At 72.4% G+C, this 24278-nt stretch carries 18 protein-coding genes and 1 pseudogene; 9 read left to right on the forward strand and 10 right to left on the reverse strand.

The annotated features are described in order from the left end of the window. Nucleotides 1–4: 4 nt before the first annotated feature. On the reverse strand, nt 5–2170 hold the full coding sequence (locus AC5WS8_RS08740) for an ATP-binding SpoIIE family protein phosphatase (RefSeq protein WP_496102719.1): 2166 nt from the start codon (nt 2168–2170) through the stop codon (nt 5–7). Between the two features lie 218 nt (nt 2171–2388). Here AC5WS8_RS08740 and aspS point away from each other — a divergent pair, with 218 nt between their 5' ends. Together aspS and AC5WS8_RS08750 are read left to right on the forward strand one after the other, a co-directional pair. After that, entirely contained in the window at nt 2389–4152 is a 1764-nt protein-coding gene (gene aspS / locus AC5WS8_RS08745) for an aspartate--tRNA ligase (protein WP_496102720.1), read from the forward strand. A 239-nt stretch (nt 4153–4391) separates the two neighbouring features. Next, nucleotides 4392–4691: pseudogene (locus tag AC5WS8_RS08750) on the forward strand (pectate lyase family protein); the annotation flags it as partial. A 217-nt stretch (nt 4692–4908) separates the two neighbouring features. On the opposite strand, the gene metG reads toward AC5WS8_RS08750, so the two are convergent. The 5 genes from metG to AC5WS8_RS08775 all read right to left on the reverse strand — a co-directional run bounded on the left by metG (nt 4909) and on the right by AC5WS8_RS08775 (nt 12472). Beyond that, nucleotides 4909–6624 carry a methionine--tRNA ligase gene (metG, locus tag AC5WS8_RS08755; RefSeq protein ID WP_496102721.1) on the reverse strand — a complete coding sequence of 572 codons (1716 nt, stop codon included), beginning with the start codon at nt 6622–6624 and terminating at the stop codon, nt 4909–4911. Nucleotides 6625–6803: 179 nt separating this feature from the next. After that, nucleotides 6804–8447 carry a VWA domain-containing protein gene (locus AC5WS8_RS08760; protein ID WP_496102722.1) on the reverse strand — a complete coding sequence of 548 codons (1644 nt, stop codon included), beginning with the start codon at nt 8445–8447 and terminating at the stop codon, nt 6804–6806. 383 nt (nt 8448–8830) lie between these two features. Then, nucleotides 8831–10765 carry an FUSC family protein gene (locus AC5WS8_RS08765; protein ID WP_496102723.1) on the reverse strand — a complete coding sequence of 645 codons (1935 nt, stop codon included), beginning with the start codon at nt 10763–10765 and terminating at the stop codon, nt 8831–8833. Nucleotides 10766–11006: 241 nt separating this feature from the next. After that, the gene (locus AC5WS8_RS08770; protein WP_496102724.1) at nt 11007–11426 is read right to left on the reverse strand and encodes a DUF7144 family membrane protein; all 420 of its coding nucleotides are present in this window, start codon (nt 11424–11426) and stop codon (nt 11007–11009) included. 131 nt (nt 11427–11557) lie between these two features. Then, entirely contained in the window at nt 11558–12472 is a 915-nt protein-coding gene (locus AC5WS8_RS08775) for a hypothetical protein (protein WP_496102725.1), read from the reverse strand. Nucleotides 12473–12975: 503 nt separating this feature from the next. On the opposite strand from AC5WS8_RS08775, the gene AC5WS8_RS08780 reads away from it, so the two are divergent. Further along, complete coding sequence (locus tag AC5WS8_RS08780; RefSeq protein ID WP_496102726.1) at nt 12976–14115, forward strand: hypothetical protein; 1140 nt, start codon at nt 12976–12978, stop codon at nt 14113–14115. Nucleotides 14116–14345: 230 nt separating this feature from the next. Here AC5WS8_RS08780 and AC5WS8_RS08785 read toward each other — a convergent pair whose 3' ends face one another. Continuing rightward, a complete protein-coding gene (locus tag AC5WS8_RS08785) occupies nt 14346–14528 on the reverse strand; it encodes a hypothetical protein (RefSeq protein ID WP_496102794.1) in 183 nt (60 codons plus the stop codon). 152 nt (nt 14529–14680) lie between these two features. Then, nucleotides 14681–16525, reverse strand: coding sequence for an alkyl/aryl-sulfatase (locus AC5WS8_RS08790; RefSeq protein WP_496102727.1), 1845 nt, complete (start codon nt 16523–16525; stop codon nt 14681–14683). 150 nt (nt 16526–16675) lie between these two features. Between AC5WS8_RS08790 and AC5WS8_RS08795 the strand changes: the two genes are divergently transcribed. The 6 genes from AC5WS8_RS08795 to AC5WS8_RS08820 all read left to right on the forward strand — a co-directional run bounded on the left by AC5WS8_RS08795 (nt 16676) and on the right by AC5WS8_RS08820 (nt 22174). Further along, nucleotides 16676–16954 (forward strand): ribosomal protein L7/L12, encoded by a 279-nt coding sequence (locus AC5WS8_RS08795; RefSeq protein ID WP_496102728.1) that lies wholly within the window; start codon nt 16676–16678, stop codon nt 16952–16954. A 102-nt stretch (nt 16955–17056) separates the two neighbouring features. Further along, nucleotides 17057–18178, forward strand: a complete 1122-nt coding sequence (gene nicT, locus AC5WS8_RS08800; RefSeq protein ID WP_496102729.1) for a Nickel transporter NicT — start codon at nt 17057–17059, stop codon at nt 18176–18178. A gap of 264 nt (nt 18179–18442) precedes the next feature. Next, nucleotides 18443–19372, forward strand: coding sequence for a hypothetical protein (locus AC5WS8_RS08805; RefSeq protein WP_496102730.1), 930 nt, complete (start codon nt 18443–18445; stop codon nt 19370–19372). A 213-nt stretch (nt 19373–19585) separates the two neighbouring features. Next, entirely contained in the window at nt 19586–20620 is a 1035-nt protein-coding gene (locus AC5WS8_RS08810; protein ID WP_496102731.1) for a permease, read from the forward strand. Continuing rightward, the gene (locus AC5WS8_RS08815) at nt 20617–21402 is read left to right on the forward strand and encodes a TIGR03943 family putative permease subunit (RefSeq protein WP_496102732.1); all 786 of its coding nucleotides are present in this window, start codon (nt 20617–20619) and stop codon (nt 21400–21402) included. The genes AC5WS8_RS08810 and AC5WS8_RS08815 overlap by 4 nt, the downstream gene beginning before the upstream one ends. Before the next feature lie 238 nt (nt 21403–21640). Then, complete coding sequence (locus AC5WS8_RS08820) at nt 21641–22174, forward strand: hypothetical protein (RefSeq protein ID WP_496102733.1); 534 nt, start codon at nt 21641–21643, stop codon at nt 22172–22174. A gap of 10 nt (nt 22175–22184) precedes the next feature. Here the strand turns inward: AC5WS8_RS08820 and AC5WS8_RS08825 are convergent, their stop codons facing one another. Further along, on the reverse strand, nt 22185–22865 hold the full coding sequence (locus AC5WS8_RS08825) for a DUF6445 family protein (RefSeq protein WP_496102734.1): 681 nt from the start codon (nt 22863–22865) through the stop codon (nt 22185–22187). Nucleotides 22866–22965: 100 nt separating this feature from the next. Further along, on the reverse strand, nt 22966–24186 hold the full coding sequence (locus tag AC5WS8_RS08830; RefSeq protein WP_496102735.1) for a serine/threonine-protein kinase: 1221 nt from the start codon (nt 24184–24186) through the stop codon (nt 22966–22968). Between the last annotated feature and the right edge of the window lie 92 nt (nt 24187–24278).

The raw sequence follows: 24278 nt of genomic DNA on the forward strand, positions 1-24278 counted from the left end.
CGGCCTACGCCTCCCCGTCCTCCTTGACCGGCTCCTCCTCCAGCTCGAACCAGATGCTCTTGCCCTCGCCCCGCGGATCGACGCCCCAGGCGTCCGCGAGGAGCTCCATGAGGACCAGGCCGCGTCCCGAGGAGGCCAGCTCGCCGGGGTGGCGCCTGTGCGGGAGGTCGTCGCTGGCGTCGGTGACCTCCACCCGGACCCGGCGTCCGGTCCTGCGGCCCAGGCCGTCCACGTCGCCGGAGACCTCGGCGACCAGCAGTGCGTCCGCGTCGGTGTGCACCAGGACGTTGGTGAGCATCTCGGAGGCCAGGAGCACCGCCGAGTCGACCTGCTCGGCGCAGGACCAGTCGTGCAGCAGTTCGCGCAGCTGCTGCCGGGCGCCCGCGACCCGCTCGGGCTCCGCCTGGGCGATCGTGAGCGCGGTGCGCCGGATCACCGGCAGTGCCGGAGCGACCGTGCCGCCGGAGGCGCCCGCCCCGCTCGTACGGCAGAGCAGCACCACGGCGATGTCGTCCTCGCGCCGGTCGGTCAGCGGCCCGGTGGCGTAGTACGAGGAGGGCCCGTGCACGGCTTGGACCAGCGCGTCGGCCAGCTCCTCCATGTCACCTTCGTGCTCCTCGAGGATGCGCCGGATCCGCCGCCAGCCGGTCTCCAGGTCGTGCCCGCCGGTCTCGATCAGGCCGTCCGTGCACAGCAGCATGGTCTCGCCGGGTTCCAGGACGAGCCGGGTGGTGGGGTAGTCGGCGTCCGGGTCGATACCGAGCGGCAGTCCGCCCGAGGTCGGCCGCATCAGCACGGTGCGGTCGGCCATGCGGATCGCGGGGTCCGGGTGGCCGGCCCGGGCGATCTCCAGCATCCCGGTCGCCGGGTCCACCTCCACGTAGAGGCAGGTCGCGAAGCGCAGGTCGGCGCCGTCCTCGCCGTAGGTCATCCCGTGCAGGAAGCGCGAGGCGCGGGAGAGGACCGCGTCCGGGCGGTGGCCCTCGGCGGCGTACGCGCGCAGGGCTATCCGCAGCTGGCCCATGAGGCCCGCGGCGCGCACGTCGTGGCCCTGGACGTCGCCGATGGTCAGCGCGAACCGGCCTCCCCCGGAGGGGGCACCCCCGGGCAGCTGGATCATGTCGTACCAGTCGCCGCCCACCTGGAGCCCGCCGCCGGTCGGTATGTAGCGGGCGGCCACCGTCATGCCGGGAATCTGCGGGCCCAGGGTGGGCAGCATGGAACGCTGCAGCCCGTCCGTCAGCTCGCGCTCCGTCTCGGCGGCGCCCGCGCGGGTGAGGGCCTGGGCGAGCATGCGGGCGACCGTGGTGAGCACCGAGCGTTCGTCGGGCGTGAAGGTGACCGGGTGCTTGAACGCCGCCATCCAGGCACCCATCGTGCGTCCCGCGACGGTGAGCGGCAGGAACGCCCAGGAGTGGCGGCCGAACTGCGAGGCCAGCGGCCAGGCCGCCGGGTAGCGGGACTTGTACTCCTCGGGCGAGGACATGTACACGGCGCGGCCGGTGCGGGCGACCTCCGCGGCCGGGTACTCCGTGTCCAGTGACATCCGGGTGAAGGGGGCCTCGTCGCCCGGCTTGTGCCCGTGGTGGCCGATGACGGTGAGCTGGTCGGCCTCCACCCCGAATACGGCGAGCCCGTCCGGCGAGAACCCGGGCATCGACAGCCCGGCCGCGACCCGCAGGACCTCCTCCGTGGACCGTGCCTCGGCCAGCGCGCGCCCCGCGTCCAGCAGGAACGCCTCACGGGAGCGGCGCCAGTCGCCGATGACGGGGGCGCGGGTGGTGGCTCCGGGGACGGGCTCGGTGACCTCCTGGAGGGTGCCGACCAGCTTGTACTCGCCGGAGTGCGCGTCGAGTGACGGCTTGGAGCGGCTGCGGACGACACGGACGACGCGGTTGTTCTCGTCCATGATCCGCATACGGGTCTCGGCGATGGTGCCCTCGGTGAGGGCGAGCTGGACCACCCCGTCGACCTCGTTCCAGTCGACCGGGTGGAACCGGGAGCGCATCTGGGCCTCGGTGAGCGTGGTCGGCTCCGCGGGCAGCCCGACGAGCCGCGCGGCCTCGGCATCCAGGGTGACGAGCCCGGCGGCGGCGTCGTAGCGCCACATGCCGGTCGCGAGGTCGGACAGGACCTCCCCCACGGCGGGCAGGGGCTCACCAGTGCGCATTGCCCCACTGTAAGAACAGGGGATCGGGCGGTGCCACCGAAAGTGTGGAAAAGCGGACCTTGGGCCGGTTCGGGGGATATCGGCGCCCCGGAACAATCGGGGCGAGGCGATCTTGGGGCGGCCGGTACGCTTGATGGGTCCGGGCCGTGCCCGCCCGGAGGCGCCGGGGCGAGCGGCCCCGGTCGGACCCCGATCCTGCGAAGACTGGATGAACGACGATGCACCGGTACAGGTCCCACACCTGCGGCGAGCTCCGCGCCTCTGACGTCGGCAAGGACGTCCGGCTGAGCGGCTGGCTGCACAATCGGCGCGACCTGGGCGGCATCCTCTTCATCGATCTGCGCGACCACTACGGCATCACGCAGCTCGTCGCCCGTCCGGGCACGGTGTCGTACGAGGCCCTGGACAAGCTCTCCAAGGAGACGGTCGTCCGCGTCGACGGCAAGGTCGTCTCCCGCGGTGCGGAGAACGTGAACCCGGATCTGCCGACCGGTGAGGTCGAGATCGAGGTCGGCGAGGTCGAGGTGCTGGGCGCGGCGGCCCCGCTGCCGTTCACGATCAACACCGAGGACGGCGTGAACGAGGAGCGGCGCCTGGAGTACCGCTTCCTGGACCTGCGCCGCGAGCGCATGCACCGCAACATCATGCTGCGCACGGCCGTGATCTCGGCGATCCGCCACAAGATGGCGGCGATGGGCTTCAACGAGATGGCGACGCCGATCCTGACGGCGACCTCCCCCGAGGGCGCCCGCGACTTCGTGGTCCCCTCCCGGCTGAACCCCGGCAAGTTCTACGCGCTGCCGCAGGCCCCGCAGCAGTTCAAGCAGCTGCTGATGATCTCCGGCTTCGACCGCTACTTCCAGATCGCGCCCTGCTTCCGTGACGAGGACGCGCGCGCGGACCGTTCGCCCGGCGAGTTCTACCAGCTCGACGTGGAGATGTCCTTCGTGGAGCAGGAGGACGTCTTCGGGCCGATCGAGAGGCTGATGACGGAGATCTTCGAGGAGTTCGGGGACGGGCGCCACGTCACCTCCCCGTTCCCGCGGATCCCGTTCCGCGAGGCGATGCTGAAGTACGGTTCGGACAAGCCGGACCTGCGCGCCCAGCTCGAGCTGGTCGACATCACCGACATCTTCGAGGGCTCGGAGTTCAAGGCGTTCGCGGGTAAGCACGTGCGCGCGCTGCCGGTGCCGTCCGTGCAGGACCAGCCCCGCAAGTTCTTCGACCAGCTCGGCGAGTACGCGGTGGAGCAGGGCGCCAAGGGCCTGGCGTGGGTGCGGGTCGGCGAGGACGGCTCGCTGTCCGGGCCGATCGCCAAGTTCCTGACCGAGGAGAACGTCGCGGAGCTGACCAAGCGCCTGTCCCTGGCCGCCGGCCACGCGGTGTTCTTCGGCGCGGGGGAGTTCGACGAGGTCTCCAAGATCATGGGCGCGGTCCGGGTGGAGGCGGCCAAGCGGGCCGGCCACTTCGAGGAGGGCGTCTTCCGCTTCTGTTGGATCGTCGACTTCCCGATGTTCGAGAAGGACGAGGACACCGGCAAGATCGACTTCTCGCACAACCCGTTCTCGATGCCGCAGGGCGGCATGGAGGCGCTCGAAACCCAGGACCCGCTGGACGTCCTGGCCTGGCAGTACGACATCGTCTGCAACGGCGTGGAGCTGTCCTCGGGCGCGATCCGGAACCACGAGCCGGACATCATGCTGAAGGCCTTCGGTATCGCGGGCTACGACGAGGAGACGGTGGAGCGCGAGTTCGCCGGCATGCTGCGCGCGTTCCGCTTCGGCGCCCCGCCGCACGGCGGCATCGCCCCGGGCATCGACCGCATCGTGATGCTCCTGGCCGACGAGCCGAACATCCGCGAGACGATCGCCTTCCCGCTCAACGGGAACGCGCAGGACCTGATGATGGGCGCGCCGACGGAGCTGGACGAGGCGCGGCTGAGGGAACTGCACATCGCGGTGCGCAAGCCGCAGGCGAAGTAGGGGACGCGGCGAGGCGGCCCGGACCGACAGCCGGTTCCGGGCCGCTTTCGCGTGGACGGCCGAGGGCAGCGGGTCCCGGCGACGTGCCGTCGATCGCGGACACGCGCGAGGGCGGGTTCGGCAACCTTTCCCGGGGCGGTGACCACGGACAGGTGAAAGGGCCCCTTCACCGGGGCTTCGCCCCATGTCCCGCAACCCGTAAGGACTCTTTCGCGGCATCCCGCTCGCACCGCCGTTCCCTGTGCAAGCGCCGTGTCGTCAGGGGCTCCGTCGCCCTCGCCGCGGCCGGCGGGCTCGGTGCCGGCGCCCTCGTGATGAACGCGAACGCCGGTGGCGTCGACGTCGCTCACCGGATGCTGCCCGCCAAGGACGGCTGGACGGCCTCCGGCTCCGGTACCACCGGTGGCGCGCGTGCCGACGCCGCGCACGTCTTCACCGTCGGCACGCGCGCACGGCTCGTGAAGGCGCTCGGGTCCGCCTCCGACACCACGCCGCGGATCATCCGGATCAAGGGCATGGTCAACGGCGCGGAGACCGACCTCGTCGCCGCGTACAACGCCGCCTCGTCGAAGAAGATCGAGACGACCGTGAACCGGACGCCGACCCTCACCGCGGGCCTTCGGACCTCCGCGAGGAACCTGCCGACGGAACTGACGGGCAGGACCGGTGCCGGGGTTCTCTCCCGGGGATGCGCACACAGCAGAGGCCCGGGAGCCCTTCGGCTTCCGGGCCTCTCAGCTCAGCGTGCCAAGGACATCACTCCGACTCGCCGCCGAAGCGCTCCTTGTACGCCGCCAGGTCCTCGTCCGTCAGCTTGGCGAACAGGACCGGCGGGACCGTGAAGGGGATGCCGGGGGTGACGGCGGTGAGGGACCTGGCCTCCTCCTGCGCGACCCAGCTCGCCGTGTCGTCCTTCAGGTCGAAGGCCGCGCGCATGGCCGCCGAGGACGCCGGGATGAACGGTTCCGAGACCACCGCGTACAGGTGGATCAGGTTCATCGCCGTGCGCAGGGTGAGTGCCGCGCCCTCCTTGTTGGTCTTGATCTCCAGCCAGGGGGCCTTCTCCTCGAGGTACGAGTTGCCGGCCGACCACAGGGCGCGCAGCGCCGCCGCCGCCTTGCGGAACTGGATGGCCTCCATGTGCTCCTCGTACTCCGCGAGCAGGCGCGCGATCTCCTCGCCGAGCCGTGCCTCGGCCTCGCCCGGCGCGCCGCCCTCGGGGACGGAGTCTCCGAAGCGCTTGCGGGAGAACGAGAGCACGCGGTTGACGAAGTTGCCCAGCGTGTCGGCGAGGTCCTTGTTCACCGTGGCCGTGAAGTGCTCCCAGGTGAAGGAGGAGTCGTCGGACTCGGGCGCGTTCGCCATCATGAAGTAACGCCAGTAGTCGGCGGGCAGGATCTCCAGCGCGTCGTGCGTGAAGACACCGCGCTTCTGCGAGGTGGAGAACTTGCCGCCGTAGTAGTTGAGCCAGTTGAAGGCCTTGATGACATCGACCTTCTTCCACGGTGAGCGGGTGCCCAGCAGGGTCGCCGGGAACATCACGCTGTGGAACGGCACGTTGTCCTTGCCCATGAACTGGGTGTAGTGGACGTCCGCGTCCGACTCCCACCACCAGGAGCGCCAGTCGCGGTTCTCCGGGTCCTGGTCCGCCCACTCCTTCGTCGCGCCGATGTACTCGATCGGGGCGTCGAACCAGACGTAGAAGACCTTGCCCTCGGCCGCCAGGTCCGGCCAGGTGTCGGCCGGGACCGGGACGCCCCAGTCCAGGTCCCGGGTGATCGCACGGTCGTGCAGGCCCTCGGTGAGCCACTTGCGGGCGATGGAGGAGGCCAGGACCGGCCAGTTGTCGGCACGCTCGTCCACCCAGGCCTCGACCTCGCCGGCGAGTGCCGACTGCAGGAGGAAGAGGTGCTTGGTCTCGCGGACCTCCAGGTCGCTGCTGCCGCTGATCGCCGAGCGGGGGTCGATCAGGTCGGTCGGGTCCAGGACGCGGGTGCAGTTCTCGCACTGGTCGCCGCGGGCCTTGTCGTAGCCGCAGTGCGGGCAGGTGCCGATGATGTAGCGGTCCGGCAGGAAGCGGCCGTCGGCGTTGGAGTACACCTGGCGGATGGCCCGCTCCTCGATGAAGCCGTGTCCCTTCAGCTCGCGGGCGATCTCCTGGGTGATCTCGCGGTTCTGCGCGGAGGAGCTGCGGCCGAAGTAGTCGAACGCCAGGTTGAACCCGTCGTAGACCGCCTTCTGGGCGTCGTGCGCCTGGGCGCAGAACTCGTCCACCGGGACACCCTGCTCCTTGGCGGCCAGCTCGGCCGGGGTGCCGTGCTCGTCCGTCGCGCAGATGTAGAGGACCTCGTGGCCGCGCTGGCGCAGATAACGGGAGTACACGTCCGCCGGGAGCATGGACCCCACCATGTTGCCCAGGTGCTTGATCCCGTTGATGTACGGAAGGGCGCTGGTGATGAGGTGTCGAGCCATCGCGGGCTGCTCCCGGGTCGATACGTGGGGTGACGGCCGCCGGTTGTCGGGCCGGCTGCCCATCGTCTACGAACCTTGAAATCGTAGCCGACACGGCTACGCCGCCCGCTTCCCGTTTTGTGGGCTGAGAAGCGGGCGGCGTCCTGGAGGGCCTGTGGGAGATCTGAGGGGTGTGGGGGTTACGGGCGCCAGTTCGCCAGTACGCCTTCGTAGACCTCCGCGTCCGTCAGTTCGCGCGGGGTCTCGCCGGCGAGGAAGTGGGACGTGTTGTCCGTCTTGAGCTTGCGGAGGTAGTCGAAGGCCTTGTTCTCCGGGTCGCCGAAGGCGATGAAGGAGAAGAAGAGCTGGGGGTGGCTCTTCGAGGCGTCGGTCAGGGACTGGGTGGCGGGGGTCTTCGCGTCCGGGGCGCCGTCGGTCTGGAAGATCACCAGCGCGGGGAGGTCAGGGTCCCCGGACTTGTCGTGGTGGGCGATCACCGCTTCGACGGCCGCGTGGTAGCTGGTGCGGCCCATACGGCCGAGGGAGGCGTGGAGGGTGTCGATCTTGTTCTCGTGGTCGGCGAGGGTGAGCTCGCCGGTGCCGTCCAGTTCGGTGGAGAAGAGGACGACGGGGACCGTGGCCTCCGGGTCGAGGTGCGCGGCGAGGGCCACGGCCTGCTCACCGAGGGCCTGCGCGGAGCCGTCCTTGTAGTACGGGCGCATGGAGGCGGAGCGGTCCAGCACGAGGTAGACCTTGGCCCGGGTGCCGGTGAGGTGGTGGTGGCCGAGGACGGTGGCGGCGGCCTTGTAGGCCGTGAGGAGGCCCGGGGCGCGGGTCTTCAGACGGGTGAGGGGAACGGCGGGGGCGGCCTCCGGCTCGGTCTCCGCCTCCGGCTCGGTCTCCGCCTCGGCCTCGGGTGTCGTGTCGGCCTGCGGCTCGGGCCGGGGCTCCGGCTCCGGCGTGGCCTCGGGCGTGGCCTCGGCGGGCTCCGGCTGAGGTTCGGGTTCCGCCTTCGCCTCCGGCTGAGCTTCGGGCTTCGCCTTTGCCTCCGGCTCGGTCTCCGGCTCCGGTTCCGGCGTCGCGTCGGCCTTGGACTCGGGCTCCTTCGTCACCTCGGCGGTGGGCTCCGCCTCCGCCTCCTGCTCCGGTTCGGGGTCGGCGTCGGCCTGCGGCTCGGGCGCCGTCTCAGCCCCGGGGTGGGTTTCCTCGGTCACCTCGGCGGCGGGCTCCGCCTCGGCCACGGGTTCGGCCTCCGGCTGGGTCTCCTGCTCCGGCTCGGTCTCCGGCTCCGGTTCCGGCTTCGTCTCGGCCACGGGTTCGGCCTCCGGCTGGGTCTCCTGCTCCGGCTCGGTCTCCGGCTCCGGCTTCGTCTCGGCTACGGGCTCGGGCTCCTGCTGGGTGTCCGGCTCCGGCTCCGCCTCGGCCACGGGCTCGGCCTCCGGCTTCCCCTCGGCCACCGGCTCGGGCTCCTGCTCGGCCGTCGGCTCCGGCTTCGCCTCCGGTTCTGCCGGGGCCTCGGTGGTGGGGGCCGTGTCGGCTTCTGGCGTCGCCTCGGCCGTGGGCTCAGCCGTCGGCTCCGGTGCGGTGGGCTTGTCGGTCACCGCCTCCGCAGCCGGAGGTTCGTCCCTGTGGGTCGACTGCCTCGGTACCGTCACGTTGTCGAACGCCGCCGCCACCAGGTCGTGCTCGTCCGAATGGCCCGACGACTGCGCCGGTACCGCGGGCTCCGCGGCCGTCGCCGTCGACTGGGCCGGGACCTGTGGCTCCCGCGTGGGCTCCTCCTCGGCGGAGCGACCCTTGCGTGAGCGGCCGAACGCGTTCCGCAGGAGAGTGAGAATGCCCATGTGCGCAACCCTTCGCGTGAGTTGATGCCCGTCGATCCCTGGCCAGGACGGACACGTAAGGTTAGCGGCCGAAGGCGGCGATTCCGGGTACCGTCCGAACATCGGAACCGCCGCCTGTCAATACCGCGATTCCGCCGTTACCCATCCTCGGGGGCGAGACGGCTCGGCTCGCGCGGCACGCCACGCCGAGTGCCGCCCAACCCCCGTACGGTTCCATCCGGTTCACCGATCGTTCTTCGCCCGGCATGGCTCCCGCACACCCGACCGTCCCGGCATCACGTCCACGTCAAGGTTTCGTATGGGCAGAGTAAAGGATGCGAGGACCGGCGTCCGAGGCCGTACGGCAGTACGTGAGGCGGTACGGCGCAGGGTCGGTCGCCGGCTCAGTGCGGGGACGCGATCGCCCGTGCCGCCGCCACCTCCTGCCGCAGCGGTTCCAGGATGCTCTCCGCCGGGCCGGTGAGGTCGGTGCGGACCGGGACCAGCACCTCCGTCACCCGCAGACCCTCCGCCAACTCGCGCAGTTGCAGGGTGATCTGGGCGATCTCGGCGGCGGACGGCGGCTGCGCCCCCTGCTTCACCCGCACCCGGGCCGCCGTCGTCGTGTCCACGATCCGTTCCACCGCGACCACCAGCGGCCACCAGGCGGCGGCCCGGCGCCCGGTCGGCGGCGGTTCGGTCAGGGCCCGCTGGAACTCCGTACGGACGGTGGACAGATCCCGGTACAGGCGGCGCCGCATCCGGGCGCGGGAGGCGGGGTCCGCCGTGTCCCCGAACGCCTTCTCCACGTACACCGCCGTGTCGGCGACCGCGGTCGCGAGCCGGTCGCCGACACGCGTCCGCCAGCTCTCCGGCCACAGCAGGTAGCCGGCCACGAGGGCGATCGCGCAGCCGATGAAGGAGTCGACCAGGCGGGGGACCAGAAGAGCCGTGCCCAGGTGGTTCAGGATGTCGGACAGGAGCAGGATCACCGGCGTGATCGCGGCCGTCTGGTAGCCGTAGCCGCGGGGCGTCAGCGCGGGGACGAGCGGGGCGAGGACCACGAGCGTCGGCACGTCCCACCAGCCGCGCGGCACCACGGCGAGCACGACGGCCGCCACCAGCAGGCCCGCCACCGTGCCCAGTGCGCGCAGCAGGGCCCGGGAGAAGACCGAGCCGAAATCGGGCTTCAGTACGAAGGTGATGGTCAGGGCGATCCAGTAGGAACGCGAGACCGGGACCAGGGACACCAGGGCCTGGGCGAGGCCGATGCACAGGGCGAGGCGGAGGCCGTAGCGCCAGGAGGTGCCGGAGAGCAGGACGTTGCGGGCCGTGCGGAAGATGCGGACGCGCAGGGACGCCGGGCGGCCGAGGCGGTCGACGAGGGTGCGGGGGTCGAGGGTGTCAGCCGTGACGACCTCGGCGGCGTGCCGCAGCGCGTGGTCGACGGCGCGGTCCGTCTCGCCGGCGGGGACGGGCAGTCCGAGGTCGAGGGGGGCGCGGCGGCCCGTGGCGATGGCGTCCGCGAGGAGCCGTACGGCGGCGGGGACCCGCCCGGGCAGTGGTCTGCCGTAGTGGTGGGCGGCCGGGGCGGCCTCCACGACCGGTGTGATCGCGTTCAACTCGGCTATCAGCCGGACCAGTTCGGCTCCTCGGCCGTGGTGGCGGGCGCGCCGGCCGAGGATGAGGTCGTAGGACTGGTTGAGGGAGTGGGTGACGGCGAACCGGGCGGCGTCGTAGGCATCCGTCCCGCAGGCGGCGAGCAGGTCGGCGACCGCGCGGTAGGTGTCCGCGACGGCGGCCCGTTCGGGTACGCCCGAGCGCAACGGCCAGGAGAGCAGGGCGAGGGTGAGAACGAGCAGACCGCCCCCGGAGAGCAGCAGCGGGGGCAGCCACCAGGGGTGGGGCAGCGGAAGTCCGGCGCCGATGACGCAGTTGAGGAGCAGCAGCAGTCCGGAGACGGAGGCGACGGCGCCGATCGAGGAGATCAGTCCGGACAGCAGCGCGACCGAGGTCATGGCGGCGACGGCGAGCCAGCCCTGCCCGAACACGAGCGAGCCGATGGTGACGCCGACGGCGCCGAAGAGTTGGGGGATCGCGATGTTGAGGATGCGCATCCGGTACGCGTCCGCGGTGTCGCCGATGACACCGGACAGGGCGCCCATGGAGGCGATGGTGCCGTAGGCGGGCTCCCCGAAGGCCAGTCCGATCGCCAGGGGCAGGGACATCGCGATCGCGGCGCGGACCACGGCGGGCCGGTTGACGGGGGCCTGCTGGGCCTGGAGGTTCCTGACCAGCCAGTCGGGAGGGGTGAGGCCGATGGGGAACTCGCGGGACATGCCCCCATTATCGCTAATGCGTACGAGTGAACCTTTGGGCTGTTCGGCGTCACGTGTGTCCGGTGGACGGCCCCCTCCACGACGGTCGCCTCCGTCGCCTCCGTCGTCCCCACCGCGCCGCCGCCTTCGCCCCCGGTGGACCGGATGCCCGAATCCTCCCTCGAGACGGGGAGTTGTGGGGGCTGGTTGCCGGAGCGGAGAGCGAGGAGGCGGCGCGGTGGGGCGCGGCGCTGCCGGAGTGCTACGGGACCCGTTCCGTGCGCGGTACCGTCACCAGGGACCAGATCACGAAGCCGCCGAGCGCGATGGCGATGATCGACCAGAGCGGGGCGTACGGCAGGAACATGAAGTACAGGATCATGTAGAGGGCCGCCAGGCCCACGCCCACCCAGCGGGCCCACTCCAGGCGCTGCAGGACGCCCCACCCCGTGACCGCCACCAGGGCACCGACGATCAGGTGGATCCAGCCCCAGGTGGTGAGGCTGAACTGGTACACGTAGTCGCCGACGCGGACGTAGACGTTGTTCGTGGCGATGCCGGCGATGCCGTTCAGCACGCCCACGATGCCGGCGACCATCATCAGGACCCCGGCGAACGCCGTGCCGCCGGTGGCCCACCCGGCCTGCCCGGCGCGCGTGGTGGGTGCGGTGTGCTGGACCATGGGTTGCCTCCTCGGGACGGGGCCTTCCCCCGCAGGTTCACCCCGAGGAGGGTCCGCCGCAGGGTGAACCGGTCCGAACGGGTGAGTGCGGAGCCCACGGGCACGGCGCGGAGGCGCCGTCGCCGACCGCGTCAGGCCTGGACCTGCGACGGTCGCTCCGCGGGAACCGGCGCGGGCTCCTCGGACGCCCGCCGGCGCCTCAGGTACCGGCCCGAGAGCCAGGCGGCCAGCGCCACCAGGAGTCCGAGGCCGAGCAGCAGCCACGACACCAGACGCAGGGTCTCGGTGAGCGCGTCGTAGACCGCGCCGGCCGCCGGGTGCGACACGTCCGGCGGCAGGTCCGCCAGCGTCATGCGGCGCCCCACCGCGATCGCGACCCCGAGCAGGGCGGCGCCCAGCGCGGTGCCGAGGCCGGTCGCCAGTACGGCCCGACGGCGGCAGACGGCCACCAGGATGCCGGTCACGGCGAAGGCCGCAGCGGTGACGGGAAGCCAGAAGCCCGCGACTTCGAGCACGTGGAACCCCTTCCGGAACGTCGTCAGGTCCTGTGACTGCAGCAGCGTGATCTCGGTGTGCGTGACGGGGATGCGGCCCGCGAACGGCACGTGCTCGTCGGCGAGCTGCCGTTTCATGCGCTCGGTGACGGGGGCGAGGTCGAGGGTGACGGGCCCGTCGCCGCGGTCGTCGTCGTGCAGGGCGCGCATGACGGCGTCGTGCGCGCTGAGGTTCGCGGTGTCCCAGGCGGCACGGAAGGCCTCCGTGCCCGTGAACGAGCGCACCGCGTCGTGGACGAAGGTGTGCAGGGAGCCCCGCAGGGGCGGGCTGACGTGCACGTCCCGCATGATGCCGTCGGTGACGGCACCGGTGATGGCCTCGCGGACCTCGGCGTCGGAGGCGAGCGGGGCGGTGCTGGCGGCGTAGCGGGCGGCGTCCTCGATGCCGTACTTCGCCCACGCGGCGAGCACGCCGAGCGGCGCGAGCAGACATGCCAGGCAGACCAGTACGGCGGACAGGACGCTGCGGACGCTGCGAACACGTCGGGACACGCCACCAGAGAAACGCCGGCGCGGACGGTCCGCGACCGCATCGCCTGCAAACGGGTGGACGGGCCCGGGCCGATCCGGTGACGGCGGGCGTCGCCGTACGAGCGCCCCGGCGGCTCGGGGGTGGGGGGCTTCCGCTCGGCTGGGCGCACTGGCCGGCGGGCCGCGCCCGTGCGGCGCGTACCGCTCGCACCGGGCGAGACGCTGGCGCCGGTCACGGAGGGGGTGTGCGAGGTGCGGGACAGGGCCGGGGAGTTCTTCCCGCTGCGGGAGACGGTGGCGCGCACCCTCGCCGAGGACCGCGCGTGGCGGACCCCGCTCGCCTGGTCCCGCTGGTGCGCGACGGCACCCTGCACCCTGCCGTGGCCGCCCGGCCGACGACACGACGATCTTCGCGGTACGGTCCTGCCCGCCCGCCGGCCGCTGAGCGTTCCCCGGACTTCGTCGCCCCTTTGCAGGCGCAGAGGTTACGGTGCTGACGTACCTGATCGATGGGGGAGGGAACGATGCCCGGAACCGTGCTGCTGCTCGCGGCCTCGCCGGCGGGCAAGGGGTGCCTGGTGGACGCGGCGTCGGTGCTTCCGGTGCTCGCGGCCGTCGCCCCGCCGGTGCTGTCCGGCACGGACACGGCGAACGTGGTGGAACTCGCCGACCCGCTGGAGCCGCAGGCCGTCCTCACCCGGCTGCGGGCCGCCGCGGCCGCCCCCGTCCCGCTGACCGTCTTCCTCACCGGGCAGCTCCAGCTCGACCGCCGCCAGCACCTGCCGCACCTGGCGCTGGCCCGCACCACCCCGGCCACCGTCCGCTACACCGGCTTCCCCTGGCACTGGTTCCGCGAGGAGCTGAGGCTGCGCGCGCCCGGTTCGACGACCGTGTTCGCCGATCTGCACGCGGATGCGGAGACCTGGCAGCACCTGCGCGGCATCGCGCCGGACTGCGGCCCCGCGGTCACCGTCTACGGCCGCGTCGCCGCACCGCCCCCGCGCCGCGCGGTCGCGGCCCCCGCGTACATGAAGGCCCTCGCGACCATACTGCGCAGCGGCCACCGTCCGGACCCGGCCACCCTCCACCACCAGGCGGTGACCCGGGCGTACCCGGAGGGCGGGACCCGGGGGGACATACTGCTCGCCCCGCACCGGCTGCCGGCGCAGCTCCCTCTCCACAGAAGCCCTCAGCCCGTCCCCGTACCGCCTCCGCCGCCGGCCGCGGCCCCCGACCCTCACGCCGCCCTCACCGCCGCCGTCCAGGACGGCCGGCACGCGGAGGCCGCCGCGCTCGCCGCCCAGTGGGAACAGGCCGCGCTGCGGCAGCACGGGCCCGGCTCGCAGGAGGCACTGCACTGGATGGAGGTCCGCGCCGACCTCGCGATGCTCGCGGGCGACGCGGGCCGCAGCTGCGAGACCTGGCTGACGGTCGCGACCGCCCGCCTCGCCGCCGGCCAGTCCCCCGAGGACCCGGCGGTGGAGGCGGCCGTCGACCGCGCCCACCACCAGTGGGGCCGCATGAGCGATACCACCCGCGCCCGCGAACTGGGGCCCGCGCTCGCTGAGTTGCGTGAACGGGTGCCGGGACGCCGGGAGGGGGCGCTCCGGCACGTCCGGCAGCACCTGGAGGAACTCGGGCAGTCGCAGCGCGTGCCGGGCTAGGCCTGTCTTCCGGATCGGCTCGACGGCCGGGCGGCGACCGGGTCATGCCACCGGGCAGCGTCCGCCCGGGCTGCGCGGCCCGCGCCGGGCCCGGGTCGGCCGTGGGTGGCCCCCAGGGCGGTCACGGCCGGGTGGGCCGGTGCCGGCCCCGGTGGCAGGCCTTTGGGCCGGGGAGCGGGAGGTCGGCGGTGAGGTCCGGCGCGGTGCGTGCGGCGGGGGAGGTCACGGGGTCAGTGGAGGCGGTCCGGGGAACCTCCGGCGGGATCGGGCGGGGTGTGGCCGTCGGGGGTCGCCTGGGCGGGCAGCGTCCGCCCGGGCTGCGCGGCCCGCGCCGGGCCCGCGTTGGCCGCGGTGACCAGGGCGGCCACGGCGACGACGGCCGCCGCCAACCCTCTGACGTGACGCGCGGATATGCGACCGTGGTGCACGGACGGGTGTGGGGGCACGGCGACCGACCTCGCAATGACAGCGGCGGATCAAGCACGTTTGACGCGTCTCCCAAGCTAGGGGCTGGGGCAGGCGCCGGGGAAGAGGCGCAGGACATTCGGCGTGTGCCGGTGGAGGCCTAGGGAGTGACGACCGCGAATCCCCGATCCGGCCGGGTGACGTGGGAGAAGAGGCGTTTCAGCAGGCCCCGGTCCCCCTCCGTCTCGATGCCGGCGAGGCCGTGGCCCGCGAGCAGGCCGAGCAGTTCGCAACGGGTGAGGGTGAGCGTCAGGCCCGCGTGCGGCCTCGGGGTGCGGTGCAGCGGCATGCTGCGGTGGGTGAGCGCGCCGTGCTCCAGGTTGATCCGGTGGCGGCGCTCCTCGTCGATCACCACCAGGTCGATGACCAGATGCGGTTCCCGGGCCGCGCGCGGCCCGTCGATGCGCACCGCGAGGGCGTCGAGCAGCATGCTCACGGTCAGTTCCGAGGTCAGCTCGGGCGTGTCCGAGGTGACGGCGGGGGCGCTCGGCCCCTCGCGCAGCTCCAGGGCGCCGGTCAGGTAGATGTTCCGCCAGGGCCCGTTCTCGGCGCCGTACGCGAGACGTTCGTACACGCCCGCCAGCGTCTGCTTCGCCTCCTCGTCGCCCGGCTCGGCGAAGACCAGGTGGTTGAGGAGGGTCGCGGCGAAGCGCAGGTCCCCGGCCTCCACGTATCGGCGGGCCGCCGCGAGCGCCGCCTCCCGGCCGCCCGCCACCTCCACGTACCGCTGCGCGAGGGCGGCCGGGGGATGCTCCCACAGGTGGGCGGGGTTGCCGTCGTACCAGCCCAGGTAGCGCTGGTGGACGGCCTTGACGTTGTGGCTGAGCGAGCCGTGGTACCCGCGTGCGTGCCAGGCGCGTTCCAGCACCGGCGGCAGCCGCAGCTCCTCCGCGATCTCCGGGCCGGTCATGCCGCTGTTGAGCAGCCGCAGGGTCTGGTCGTGGAGGTACGCGTACAGGTCGCGCTGCTCGGCCAGCAGGCGTACGACGCTCTCGCGGCCCCAGGTCGGCCAGTGGTGGGAGGCGAAGGCCACGTCGTAGCCGTCGCCGAACAAGTCGATGGCCTCGTCGAGGTAGCGGGACCAGAGGCGGGCGTCCCGGACGAGGGCGCCGCGCAGGGGCAGGATGTCGTGCAGGGTGTGCGTGACGTTCTCGGCCAGGCACAGGGCGCGCTGCTCGGCGAGGAGGAAGTTCATCTCGGCCGGCGCTTCGGCGCCCGGCGTCAGCTGGAACAGGATGCGCACGCCGTCGACCGTCTCCGTCTGCCCGGTGCGGGTGATGTCGACGTTCGGCGGTACGAGGGTGACGGTACCGGTGGACATGGTCAGGCCGAGGCCCGTGCCGATCTGCCCGTCGGGAGCCTTCGCCAGCCGTTCGCCGTACATGAAGGCGGCGCGCCGGGACACCGCGGGCCCCGCGTACACGTTCTCGCTGACGGCGTGCTGCAGGAACCCGGCCGGCGCGAGCACCGGTACGCCCGCCTCCGCCTCGCGCGGCAGCACGCCGCGGGCACCTCCGAAGTGGCCGACGTGGGAATGGGTGTAGATCAGCGCGGTGACCGGCCGCTCCCCGCGGTGCCGCCGGTACAGGGCCAGGGCGGCCGCCGCGCACTCGGCGGAGACGAGCGGGTCGACGACGACGACGCCGTCCCGGCCCTCGACGAGCGTCATGTTGGCCAGGTCGAGACCACGGACCTGGTAGAGGCCCTCGCACACCTCGTACAGCCCCTGCCGCGCGCAGAGCCGGGACTGCCGCCACAGGCTCGGATGCGCGGTGCCCGGGCACTCCCCGTCCAGGAACCGGTACGCCTCCCCGTCCCACACCACCCGCCCGTCCGGGCCGGTCACCACCGCGGGTTCCAGGGCGGCGACGAAACCGCGGTCGGCGTTCTCCAGGTCGGTCCGGTCCTCGAAGGGCGGCAGGCCGTCACGGGGCGGGGCGTCCATGCGGCCAGCTTCGGGGCGGGGCGGGCGGCGGGCCAGTGGTGGGGGACCGTTCGAGGTGCCGGGGTGCCGTCACGCGTGTGAGCAACCGCACCCGCACCGCCCCGCGCGCCCGGCCGTGCTCCCGCGGACAGCGGTCCCTACGATCCGAGCATGGACATGCTGATCTTCTTCACGTTATGCGCCCTGCTCGTCGCCGGTTTCGCGGGGATCGAGGCGAAGCTCAAGCGGGCCGACCGCCGGATGGCCCGGGTCGAGCGGAAACTCGACCTGGTCCTCGACCACTTGGGGCTCGCTTCCGACGAGCCGGAGCTCGGCCGGGTCACCGCCCTGCTGCGGGACGGCAGGAACATCGAGGCCATCAAGGCGTACCGCGAGATCACCGGGGCCGGCCTGAAGGAGGCAAAGGAGGCCGTGGAGCGGATGGGGTAGGGGGCCGCGCGACCCGGAGGCTTTACTGCAACTTTCTTGCAAGTAGGATCCTGCTGCATGAAAGTGGTCGGCGCAGCACCCAGAGAAGGAAGGCCTCCCTCCATGCCCCCGTCCTCCCCCCGGATGCGTCTGTCCATCACACGGCAGGAGTGGGGCCGGCTCGGCGGCATGGCCGCGTTCGTGCTGGCCCTGCACGTCATCGGGTGGTTCACGCTCGTGGGGATCGTCGCGCCCGAGCACTACACCATCGGCGAGAAGTCGTTCGGCGTCGGCATCGGCGTCACCGCGTACACCCTCGGCATGCGGCACGCGTTCGACGCCGACCACATCGCCGCGATCGACAACACCACCCGCAAGCTGATGAGCGAGGGGCAGCGGCCGCTGTCGGTGGGATTCTGGTTCTCGCTCGGCCACTCCAGTGTCGTCTTCGGGCTGGCGCTGCTGCTCTCGCTCGGCATCAGGACGCTGGCGGGGCCGGTCCGCGACGACCACTCCGACCTGCACGACGTCACCGGCGTCATCGGCACCACGGTCTCCGGCACGTTCCTCTACGTCATCGCCGCCATCAACCTCGTCATCCTGGCCGGCATCTGGAAGGTCTTCCGGCAGATGCGGTCGGGCGAGTTCGACGAGGCGGCGCTGGAGGAGCAGCTGAACAACCGCGGCTTCATGAACCGTCTCCTCGGCCGCGTGATGCGGTCGATCACCAAGCCGTGGCAGATGTACCCGCTGGGCCTGCTCTTCGGCCTCGGCTTCGACACCGCGACGGAGATCGCGCTGCTCGTCCTGGCCGGTTCGGGCGCGGCCTCCGGGCTGCCCTGGTACGCGATTCTCTGCCTGCCCGTCCTGTTCGCGGCCGGCATGTCGCTGCTCGACACGATCGACGGGTCGTTCATGAACTTCGCCTATGGGTGGGCGTTCTCCAAACCGGTCCGCAAGGTCTACTACAACCTCACCATCACGGGCCTGTCCGTGGCCGTCGCCCTGATCATCGGCACGGTGGAACTGCTCGGCCTGCTCGCCGAGAAGCTCGGCCTGCACGGGGCCTTCTGGGACTGGATCGGCGGGATCGACCTCAACACCCTCGGTTTCGTGATCGTCGGTCTCTTCTTCGCCACGTGGGCGCTCGCACTGGTGGTGTGGAAGGTCGGGCGGATCGAGGAGAAGTGGACGGCGGGACTGGTCCGGCCCGAGCCGCTGCCGGTGGAGCAGACGGTGGAGTAGGGCCCGGTGGGGCGCAGCGCTTCGGTCGCGTGAGCGGAGTGTGCTGTTCCTGATGTGGCCGAAACGTGATGGTGTTCTGAACTCGTCGTGGATTCAACGAGGTTGACACTGCCGCCACTGTGATCGAATATGTGCTCGCGCTGTGGCTCACCTGACCAACGAGCCACCCGCTCCTCTCGACCACTTCTTCCCGCCCACGGTCCCGGCGGCTTCGTGCTGCCCGCTGCCGTCGTCCGGGTCGGGCCGTCAAAGATGGGGGACCGTATGTCCGACACGGGACGTGTCACCGTGCGCCGCCTGCTGGGAACGGGCGCCGCGGCGCTCACGCTCACCGCGTTCACCGGGGGTGCCGCCTGGGCCTCCGGCACGCCCGGTGGTGACGGCTGGGGCCACGGGGGTCGCACGTACGCGTCCGGGAACGGGCCGGGCACCGTCACCGAGGCCGACCACTGCCAGTTCTCCCTGGACGGAAGGGCGTTCACCGACTCCGTCCGGGTCGACGACCAGAACCTCCGGCCCACCGGGGACGGCAAGGTGCACATCAGGGTGCGGGCCGCGGGCGACGCCACGACCTGCACCGCCTCCCTCGCCTCGTACCGCACCCACGGCGCCACCTTCGGCACCTCCGGGCTGCAGGTCTTCCACGACTTCGACTCGGTGACGGTGAAGCAGGGCGAGACCGACTCCCTGGACATCGCGGTGCCGGACGCGGGCTGCTTCGCGCAGGTCGACCTCTACCGCGGCAAGGTGAGGTTCGACGGGAACCTCGGCGCGCAGGACGGCTTCGAGCACGGTGACGTGCCCAAGGGCCCGGACCGCCCGGTCATCAAGGACAAGCTGATCGCGTCCTGGAACGGAGGGACGAAGGACTGCACGGCCCAGCCGCCGGGCACCCCGGCCACCACCCCGCCCGCGTCGGCCCCGGCCACCACCCCGCCCGCGTCCGCCCCGGCCACCCCCGTGACGCCTGCTTCTCCGTCCGCCTCCGTCTCGACCCCGCCCGCCGGCGGCGAGTCGAGCACACCTTTGGCGCCCACCCCGAACGGCGGCACGTCCACCCCGCCCGGCGGTCTCGCCGAGACCGGTGGCGGCAGCACCGCGCTGCCGATCGCCGCGGGCGCGGCGGCCCTGGTCGCGGCCGGTGCGGGCATCGCGGTCGCCACCCGGCGCCGTGCGTCCCGCGGCCGCGCCTGACGCCCCCCGGGCGTTCGCCGACCATCCCCGAAGGGCCCGGCGCTCTTGTCCCCCGGAGAGCGCCGGGCCCGTTTTTCGCTGCCCGGGACCTGTTTGTTCACGGCCACCCGGTGGCAGTTCCGCAGGGTGAGAGCGGCCCCTGCGTGGCGGTGCCGGTGAGGGCGGTCGGACCCCCGCTATGTTCGATCCGAACATCCGACAGTCGGAGCCGGCATGCAGAAGACAGAAGAACTGGCCCAGGAGGCGGAGGCGGCCGTCGCGGTCCCCGCGGCGCCCGAGCGCGCCCCCGCCCGTGGCCGGCCCGCGTTCTGGCCGCTGCTGCTGGCGGCAGCCGTCCTCGCCGGTCCGGCGCTCCTCCTGCTCGGCCGGTGGCTGGACGAGCCCGCGATGCAGGCGTGGCGCACCGTGTGTCTGGCCATCGCCGTGCAGGCGCTGCCGTTCCTGCTGCTCGGCACGGCCCTGTCCGGGGCCATCAACGCGTTCGTCCCGGCACGGGTGTTCAGCCGGGCGCTGCCCCGCCGCCCCGCCCTCGCCGTCCCGGTCGCCGGGGTCGCCGGGGTGGTGCTGCCCGGCTGCGAGTGCGCGTCGGTGCCGGTCGCGAACAGCCTGATCCGGCGGGGTGTCACCCCGGCCGCCGCGTTCGCGTTCCTGCTGTCGGCTCCCGCCGTCAACCCGGTGGTGCTGACCGCCACCGCCGTGGCCTTCCCCGGCAGCCCCCTGATGGTGCTGGCCCGGCTGCTCGCCTCGCTCGTCACCGCCGCCGTGATGGGCTGGCTGTGGCTCTGGCTCGGGAGGGAGGAGTGGCTGCGGCCCGCCGTGCGGCACACCGGGCACCGGCCGGGGCACAGCCGCTGGCAGGAGTTCCGTCTCGGCTTCCAGCACGACTTCCTGCACGCGGGCGGTTTTCTGGTCGTCGGGGCCATGGCGGCGGCGACCTTCAACGTGGCCGTCCCGCGCTCCGTGCTCGAGGTGTTCTCCGGCTCGACCTGGCTGTCGGTGCTGTTCCTGGCGGGGCTCGCCGTCGTGCTCGCGGTGTGCTCCGAGGCCGACGCGTTCGTGGCCGCCTCGCTCGCGGGCTTCTCGCCGGTGGCGCGGCTGGCGTTCATGGTGGTGGGGCCGATGGTCGACCTGAAGCTGATCGCCCTTCAGGCGGGCACGTTCGGCAGGGCTTTCGCGGTCCGCTTCTCCACCGCGACAACCGTCGTCGCCGTGCTGTGCAGTGCGCTGATCGGAGGGGCCCTGCTGTGAAACGGCCCTTCCAGGCGGTCCTGCTCGTCCTCAGCGGCCTCGGGCTGCTGCACGCCTCGCTCTTCACCGACCTGTGCCTGCGGTATGTGAGGCCGGGGCTGCGTCCGTTCCTGATCGCCTCCGGGGCGCTGCTGCTCGTGCTCGGGCTGGCGAGCGTGGCCCTCGACCGCGGCCGGGGCAGGCACGGGGAGCGGGGCGGCCACGGGGGGCACGGCGCGCACGGCGGTCACGAGGAGCACGGCGACACCGGCCACGGCCACGACCACGCCACCGCACCGCGCGTCGCCTGGCTGCTGTTCCTGCCGGCGCTCAGCCTGCTCTGCTACGCCCCGCCCGCCCTCGGCTCGTACACCGCCTCCCGGGAGCCCGCCAAGGCCGTCGCCCAGCAGCGGCACTTCGATCCGCTGCCCGCTGCCTCACCGCTCCCGATGACGCTCACGGAGTTCACCAGCCGGGTGCAGCAGGACCGTACGCAGGCCATCAAGGGGCGCAGCGTCGAGTTGACCGGTTTCGTCACGCCGGGCCGGCGGGAGGGGGACTGGTACCTGACCCGCATCATCTTCAGCTGCTGCGCCGCGGACGCCCAGTCCGTGAAGGTGCGGATCCACGGGTCCCCGGCGCTGCCCGCCGACACCTGGGTGGCCGTCACGGGTACCTGGCACCCAGGCGGGACCCTGGGCACCCGGTCGGCACCGGCCGCCCTGGACGCCCGTGCCGTCGAGCGGGTGGACAAGCCGGTGAACGCGTACACGGACGACCTGCCACTGAGGCCGTCCCGCTGACGCGGTCCCGCTGACGACGTGCCGTCCGGGCGGGAAGGCGGCACCGCCCGCCGTACACCTGGGTGAACCAACGCCCAAGCGCCGCCCATGACTTCACAAGCCGGGGCCTTCGTCCAGATAAACGTTCAACCAAGCTTCTCCCGGTCCCGCAAAGGGGTCTACCCGCATAGACGGCCCGGTGCTGTCATGCTCACGACCGCCCGGAACCGTGCCGGGCACCCCCACCGGGAGACTCCCCATGTCCCGAATACCGCGCCCCCTGGTGACCACCCTGTCCACCCTCGCCCTCGCCGCCGCGGGCCTGACCGTCACCACCGGCAGTGCGCACGCACAGTCGTGCAGCCAGGACTACCTGCCCCTCCCCGACCCCAGCTGTCAGCCCGGTGCCCTCAACCCGGACGTCACACAGGACACCATCGACTCCACGATCTGCGTCTCCGGCTGGACCGCGACCGTGCGGCCGTCCAGCTCGTACACCACCGCGCTGAAGAAGAAGCAGATCGTCGAGTACGGCTACAGCGACACCAGCACAGCGGACTACGAGGAGGACCACCTCATCCCGCTGGAGCTCGGCGGCAACCCCACAAGCCCCGAGAACCTGTGGCCCGAACCGCGCTACGACACGGGCTCCGGCGAGGTGGCCGCCGACAAGGACACCGTCGAGAACACGCTCAAGAGGGACGTGTGCAACGGCGAGGTCGGTCTCGACGACGCGCGCAACGCCATCGCCACCGACTGGACGACGGCGCTGTCCAGCCTCGGCCTGGGCTGAGCCGCAGCCGCTAGGCCATCCAGAAGAACACCGCCGTCATGCGCTTCTCCCCCAGGTCGCTGCCCCAGTAACCGGTGGCGCTGTGCATGATGTTGGCCTTGTACAGCAGCAGCCGGTTGTAGCGCTGCGGCACGCGGACGTCCTCGGTGAACGCGTCCGGTGAGACGTACCGCGTGCCCAGCGCCTCGACCAGGTTGGTGTGCGGCGCCTGCACCATGTTGCCCCCGAGGACGCCGCCCGGCAGGCTCTGCCGGTAGAAGCTCGTGCCGCAGTCCTTGGGGACGTTCGGGCTGAGGTAGAGCACGGCGGCGTACCGGCACAGGGCGCGCGAGTCGGTGTGCGGGCGCGGTTCGCCCTCGTCCTTCCCGACGACCTGGACGCAGTTGTGGTTGAGGGTGCCGCCGCCGGGGGCGGTCTCCTGCCAGAGCCTCTGCGCGCCGGTCTCCTTGCGCACCAGCCGTTCGATCCGGGCGAGTTCGGTCGGCTCGAGACCGGGCATCGTGCGCATCCCCGGCCAGCTCTCCTGTGTGTACGGGTACCCCTTGACCCAGTCGTCCTTGGCCAGACAGCGGGCCCGGACCTCGTCCACGTTCGGCAGCACGTCGTCGAGGATCCAGTAGTCGCGGCCGCGGGTGGGCCTGCGGTACGGCAACACGGGTAGGCGCGGAGGCTGTGGGGGCTGTGGGGGCATGCCGGTGAACCTACAGTTCGGGCCCACCGCCGTTTCTTTTCGTCGGGTCAAGCCTTTGTCATCAACTGTTCCGCTGAGCAGGGGAGTTGGGCGGACCGCGTCACGGTGCCGGCGCGGCCGGGCTCGACTGCCCCGTCTCCTGCGGTGTCTCCGCCGAGCTGCTGTCCGGGCTGAAGACGGACATGCCCACGTACATCGCGGTGAGGAACAGCAGCGCCGCGGAGATCAGCCCCACCGCGCGCGGCCGTCCGGCGACGAACGCGCGCAGCGACGGCCGCGCGCGCCGCTTCCCCGTCGACGACCGCGAGTGGGCCGCACGGTGGCCGGGGAGCGCGGAGGGGAGCTTGTACGTCGTCGCCGGGCCCTCCGCCCGGACCGGCACCGGTGACTTCGGCACCGCGACCGGGGCCGGGACTCCGACCGGTGCCGGTGCCGGTGCCGCTGTCACTGCCGGAACCGGGACGGGGGTGGCGGCCGGGAGCGGCTCCGGGCGGCCCCTCCAGGCCCCGGTGGCGAACCATTCGGCGGCCTGCCGTGCCGTGGGCCGGTCCTCGGGCCGCTTGGCGAGCAGGCCGAGCAGGTAGTTCTCGAAGGCGGGCGGCAGGGCGGCACCCAGCTCGCGCGGCGGCACGGGGGTCGCGTCCAGGTGCTGGTGGAGGATCGCGATCGGGGTGTCGGCGCGGAACGGCGGCCGTCCGGTGAGGAGTTGGTAGAGGACGCAGCCCAGCGAGTACACGTCGCTGGGCGGTCCCGCGGGCTTGCCGAGGGCACGCTCGGGCGCGATGTACAGGCTCGTACCGACGATCTGCCCGGTCGCCGTGAGCGCGGCCGACGGGTCGTCCATGAAGCGGGCGATGCCGAAGTCGCCGATCTTCAGGGTGCCGTGTGCGTCGAGGAGCAGGTTGCCGGGCTTGATGTCGCGGTGCACGATGCCCTGTTCGTGCGCCACGGCGAGTCCGGCTGCCGCCTGGGCGGCGATGACCGCGACCCGCTCGGCGGGCAGCGGCCCGTCGTCGGCCAGTACCCGGGCGAGGCTGTCGCCCTCCACCAGCTCCATCACCAGGAACAGCCGCCCCTCGTGCTCCCCGAAGTCCAGGACGCCGACCACATGCGGGTGGTGGAGCCGGCCGGCGGTCTGGGCCTCCAGGCGGAAGCGGGAGTCGGCGGTGGGGTCGGCGTTCCGGTCGAGCAGCACCTTGACGGCGACGGGACGGCCGAGCATCCGGTCGTACGCGCGCCAGACCTCTCCCATCGCGCCACGTCCGATGGCGGTGTTCAGCTCGTACCGGCCCGCGATCTGCACCTGTTGTTTCATCCTCATGCCGTGAGACGAATGCCGCGCGACGACTCGACCGCCGCCGGACAGGACTCCGCCAGGGCGGGTGAGGGCGGGTGCCGCGGCGGATCACAGCC

The organism is Streptomyces sp. PTL18, from assembly GCF_059510295.1.